This window comes from uncultured Brachyspira sp. (genome assembly GCF_949287625.1).
Lineage (GTDB): Bacteria > Spirochaetota > Brachyspiria > Brachyspirales > Brachyspiraceae > Brachyspira.
This window is the reverse complement of the sequence record NZ_CASEGO010000141.1, coordinates 1-5617: the sequence shown is the minus strand read 5'-3', so window position 1 is coordinate 5617 and position 5617 is coordinate 1. Positions and strand designations below refer to the sequence as shown.

The 5617-nt window shown below is 26.0% G+C and carries 5 protein-coding genes and 1 pseudogene; 4 read left to right on the top strand and 2 right to left on the bottom strand.

What is annotated here, in order from left to right; genetic code table 11:
* Positions 1-101: 101 nt before the first annotated feature.
* Both Q1X91_RS14565 and Q1X91_RS14560 read left to right on the top strand, forming a co-directional pair.
* A pseudogene (locus Q1X91_RS14565) lies at positions 102-428 on the top strand (TenA family transcriptional regulator); the annotation flags it as partial.
* An 83-nt stretch (positions 429-511) separates the two neighbouring features.
* Positions 512-922: a rhodanese-like domain-containing protein gene (locus Q1X91_RS14560; protein ID WP_300759151.1), complete on the top strand. Its 411-nt coding sequence runs from the start codon at positions 512-514 to the stop codon at positions 920-922.
* 23 nt (positions 923-945) lie between these two features.
* Here Q1X91_RS14560 and Q1X91_RS14555 read toward each other — a convergent pair whose 3' ends face one another.
* Positions 946-3198, bottom strand: coding sequence for a BspA family leucine-rich repeat surface protein (locus tag Q1X91_RS14555; protein WP_300759149.1), 2253 nt, complete (start codon positions 3196-3198; stop codon positions 946-948).
* Between the two features lie 88 nt (positions 3199-3286).
* Entirely contained in the window at positions 3287-4816 is a 1530-nt protein-coding gene (gene purH, locus Q1X91_RS14550; protein WP_300759147.1) for a bifunctional phosphoribosylaminoimidazolecarboxamide formyltransferase/IMP cyclohydrolase, read from the bottom strand.
* A 57-nt stretch (positions 4817-4873) separates the two neighbouring features.
* On the opposite strand from purH, the gene Q1X91_RS14545 reads away from it, so the two are divergent.
* Positions 4874-5155 carry a hypothetical protein gene (locus Q1X91_RS14545; RefSeq protein WP_300759145.1) on the top strand — a complete coding sequence of 94 codons (282 nt, stop codon included), beginning with the start codon at positions 4874-4876 and terminating at the stop codon, positions 5153-5155.
* On the top strand, positions 5152-5617 hold a 466-nt coding region (locus Q1X91_RS14540; protein WP_300759143.1), incomplete at its 3' end, for a GH3 auxin-responsive promoter family protein. The genes Q1X91_RS14545 and Q1X91_RS14540, both read left to right, overlap by 4 nt.

The window sequence follows — 5617 nt, the reverse complement described above, 5'->3', positions numbered from 1 at the left end:
TCAAAAATTTTATTTCTTCGTCTGTTAAATTAAAATCCATATTTTGATTATACCATAAATTAAAAAATTGACAAACTTAAAAATTTTCAGTATATACTAGTTTTCTAATTAATACATCTCATACTGAGGCATTTGAGGCAGCAGCTGCTTCTATACTTCCATGCTTTTGGATATATAATGAAGTAGGAAAACACATAAAAGAAAATGCAAAAATTGAAAATAATCCATATAAAAACTGGATTGACGCTTATGCTGATGAAGAGTTCTCAAAATCAACAGAAAATATGATTAAAATCATTGATGATTTATATAATAATGCTTCCAATTATGTTAAAGAAAAAATGATAGTTTCTTTTGATACAGCATTTGTTTGGGAATACAGATTTTGGAATGATGCTTATCATTTAGAAGATTTTTATAATGTGTGAAATTTATTTAAATAAATTAAATTAATTAATTGAAATTTACTTCCCTGTATGTTATAATAATTTATACATACAGGGGGTATATAATGAATAATACTTTAACTTTAATAATAGGATTAATAATAACATTTATAGTATTAAGTTTAGTGAGAAAAATTATATTTAATATAATGAGTAATGGTAAGTTTAAAAATATCAATATAAATGAAGCCGCATCATTATACAAAAATAATAAAAACATAGGTCTAATAGACGTAAGAAGCTACGCAGAAGTTCAGCAAAGCGGATATATAAAAAACAGTATAAATATACCATTAGACGACAGCAAATTTAACGAGAAAATGTCTAAACTAGATAAAAATAAAGAATATATAGTATACTGTGCAAGCGGCAGCCGTTCAGGTATGGCTTCTATGCGTATGTATAAATTGGGTTTTACTAATATTAATAATCTTAGAGGGGCTGGATATTTTCAGCTTTCATCGGTGTTAAAATAACATATCCTAAAATAGAAAATTTATTAAAAAATATATTTTAACTCCCATATTAAAAATGTAAGCCAAGTATAAATAAATCTTTTACTTACTTCAGAATTATCATGCCCCGCAAAATTTGGCTTGATAACTACAGAATCATTGCTTTGAGCATAATATGATATATTAGTATCAACATAAAAACATTGTCTGCTTATAGAGTCATAAAAAGAATATTTATTTATTGTATTTGTATTAAGGAAATGCCTTTTCATTTCATATTTATGAACAAAACTTTTTAAAAGACCATAATTTATTTCTATAGTTTTTAATTTATTAAGAGCTTCATCTATATTATCTATATTGATAGTGCTAAACTGCATTATAGGCTGAGCCAATTCATAATCATTTAGCTGATTTTTCCATTTTGATACAATTTCTTTTGGCATCTCTGAAGGACTTGCCAAACTAATATAACTATTTTCATCAATTTCAATACTCTCATCATTTTCATCGCTGTAACTTCCGTCATTACAATATCTAAAAGTATATATATTATTTTTACTATGCATATTCCATACTAAACTTACAGCAAATCTATTCATTATAATATTATCAATAAATATTTCTTTGAAAAAACTATAACTATATTTTTTACCGCTCATTAAAAGTTTTATCAAATTAAAATTCTGATTCTTTATAGTAAATGAAATTTCTTTTTTAAGATATTTTATTTTTTCTTTCAAATCGCAATGCATATTTTTTGTATATGATTTTAATATTTTATTTTTTTCAATATCAAAAAGCTCCGCCTCATTATCTTTAATAATTAATTTATATTTATTATCTTCTAAAATTTTATCTCCATTTTTATCAAATCCGAAATTAGGTATAGTTTTAAATATTAGTTCATCTTCGCTTATATTTCTCATCAAAGCAGCATCATGCAATATATCATCTGCCATTTTTTGTATATCTTCTCTTTCATTGCATCTAAATACATTGCATATTAAATTCATAGCATAATCACTTTCTTTATGAAATGATAATATTATAAGCAGAAGCTTAGAATATTTTTCATTACTGTATATCTCTTTTAATGCCTCATCTCCTCCATAAATACCGTAGATTATGGCTGAAGTTTCTTTTTTAGATGATATATATATTTTTCTAACAGCTTCTATAAAAGATTTTCTGTCAAGTAAATTAATGATATTATCTGTAAGTATTATTTTAAAAAAATCTCTCTTTAATGCTAAATAAGACAAGTATATATATTTAATAACTTTTATACTGACTATTTTTGTTTTATCTTTAGTAAATATATCGCCAATATTTAAATTATCTATAAATTTTACTTTATTTTCATCTTTTTCATTGTAATTATTTTCTATATAATTCTCTGCTTCTTCTATAGCCTTAAAATCGTTAGAAATTCCTTTTAATTCATCATAATAATCATTTTCTAATTTTTTACGAAAAAGCATTATTTTTTTATTTCTGCTTGTATTAATGCTGTAATATATATCATTAATATCATAATCTTTTAAAAGTTCTGATAAAACATATTCTAAATTATTATTATTTTCTAAACAGAATGAGTAAATTTTAAACTTCAATGAAATTTTATTATTTTTATACATAAATGAATTTTCAAACATAGAAGTCATAGAATGAAGGTTTTTCATATCCCAAGAATTTAAATCCTGATTAAATGCATGAGTTCCAGCAAACATTTTATTCATACTTTCTACTTTTGAAACATTCCATTTATTTAAATTATGATTAAAAGACAAAGCACCATTAAACATATTATCCATTTCTTTTACATTGCCTACATTCCAATTATTAATATCCTGATTAAACTTCAATGTATCAGCAAACATTCCCCTCATATCTCTTACTTTAGATACATTCCATTTATCCAAACTTTGATTAAACTCTTTGGCAGAGTGAAACATCATATTCATACTTTCAGCATTGCCTACATTCCACTCATTCAAAGGCTGATTAAAACATAAAGCAAAATGAAACATCTTAGACATAATTTTTACTTTTGAAACATTCCATTTACTTATATCATTATTAAAATAACTATTAAATGAAAATAAACCATGCATATTTTCTACATTTGAAGTATCCCAATTTTCAATTCCATCATAATTTTTTCTTGAAGAGCATTTAAATAAATCTGACATATTAGTGATAAGGCTTGTATCAATATCATTTAAATTGACGCTTTCATTATCAACTAATTGTTTTAATTCTTTTGTATTATTCGGTTTAAATTTTTTATGCATAGTAAATCCTATAAAAACACTATATTAATAAAAAAGTGAAGCTAATAAAATTAACTTCACTATAATGTTTATAATTATAAAAAATTAATTAATGTTTAAAATGTCTTATACCAGTAAATACCATAGCTATGCCATGTTCATTGCAGGCTTCTATTGATTCTTTATCTCTAATAGATCCGCCGGGCTGAATTATAGCCTTAATATTATATTTAGCACAAGCATCAACAACATCTCTGAATGGGAAGAAAGCATCAGACGCCATTACAACTCCGTCTCCAGCACGTTCTAAAGCATCTTCGCATGCCCATATTCTATTAGTCTGTCCGCTTCCTATACCTTTAGCCATAAAGTCTTTTATTACTACTATAGCATTTGATTTAGCATATTTTACAACTTTCATTCCGAATATTAGATTTTTCATTTCTTCTTCAGTAGGTTTTTTCTCAGTTACAACTTTATAATCTTCTGCTAAAACACTGTCCTCATCTTGAACAAGTAATCCTCCGTCCACTTTTACAAGATTAATTTTATCGCTTGTGTTAGTTTTGTATTTTATAACTCTTAAATTATTTTTTGTTTTTAATACTTCCAAAGCCTCTTTAGTAAAGTCTTTAGCAATAACAATTTCCAAAAATATTTTAACAAGTTCTTTTGCTGTTGCTTCATCTACTGTACTATTAAAGGCAACAATGCCTCCGAATATAGAAGTAGGATCACAGTTGTAAGTTCTAGTATAAGCCTCAAGTACATTGCTGCCCAAAGCTGCACCGCAAGGAGTAGAATGTTTTATTGCTGAACATGCATATTCATTTTTAGCTTCATCAAATTCAAGTACTATTTTTAAAGCTATATCCATATCTCTAATATTATTAAATGAAAGTTCTTTACCATTTAACTGTTCAAAATCTTTCATAGAGCCTTTATCTGTAGTTGATACATAGTAGCTTGCTCCTTGATGAGGATTCTCTCCGTATCTTAATTTCTCCTGCAATCTATAAGACATATTCAAATAATTAAGTTTTTTATCTTCTTTACTTTCCAATGAATTAAACATAAACTCAGACACTGCAGCATCATAAGCAGAAGTTAAATTAAATACTTTAGAAGCTAAATATTTTTTAGTCTCAAAACTCACCTCGCCTTTTTCCATTTCGTTTTTTACCAAATCATAATCTTTAACATCGCTTATAACAACAACATCTTTAAAAGACTTAGCAGCAGAACGAAGCATTGTAGGTCCGCCTATATCTATAAACTCTATTTTTTCCTCAAATTTCAAACTGTCATCTTGTACCTTTTCAAAGAAAGGATAAAGATTAACTATTACCATATCAATAGGAGTTATTCCTCTCTCTTTAATAGTTTCCATATGAGTAGGATTATCTCTTATAGCAAGTATTGCTCCATGTATTTTAGGGTCTAAAGTTTTTACTCTGCCGTCAAGCATTTCTTTAGCACCAGTAACTTCAGCAACTTCTATAACATTTATACCGTTCTCTTTTAAATATTTATAAGTTCCTCCAGTAGAAACTATTTCCACATTTTTTGAAGCTAAAAACTTAGCAAACTCTAATATTCCGTCTTTATAAAATACGGATATCAATGCTCTTTTAATCATTACTGCAACTCCTAATAATAGTTTTTTAATAGTTTTTATCCAACATACAGGTATGATATGCCACCAGAAATAAAACAAATTGCAGATAGATTTGGGGAAGTTTTTTATAAAGATGAATATAATAAAACAAATGGTATTATTGAATATAAAAGCATAAAAGATAAATTAAAAAAGGGAGTTGCAGATATAACTGATGATAAGTTGCAGGATTTAGATATTAAATTTTTCAGCCAGTCAAACCCTGATTATATTAATGGTAACGATATGGTATGTATTACAGAACTGCGGCTTGAAAACTTAAAAGAAAAAGCAAAGCCTATATTGTTTGGTAAAAAATGATTAATTTATTATTAAATAATATCCTAATGCTGCTTTATAAAAAAGATTACTATAAATATTTAAGTGCTGGCAGTAACATATACAATGTACAACAGGGAATTCTTTTAAATATACTTAAAAAAAATAAATTATGTAAATATGGCATAGAACATAATTTTGCAAATATCTCATCACGGGAAGAGTATTCTTTATCTGTGCCACTATCAGAATATGATGATTATCTTCCATATATAGAAGAGATGAAAAATGGCAGTAAAAACATATTAACAAGTGATGATATATTATTATTTGAACTTACAAGTGGCACAAGTGGTGGTAAAAAATTTATACCATATACAAAAGGTTTAAAGGATGAATTTTTAAAAGGCATAAAAGTATGGATTTATAGCTTATATAATAAATATCCAAAAGTAAAAAAAGGTAAAAGTTACTGGAGTATTACACCATTAATAGATAATATTG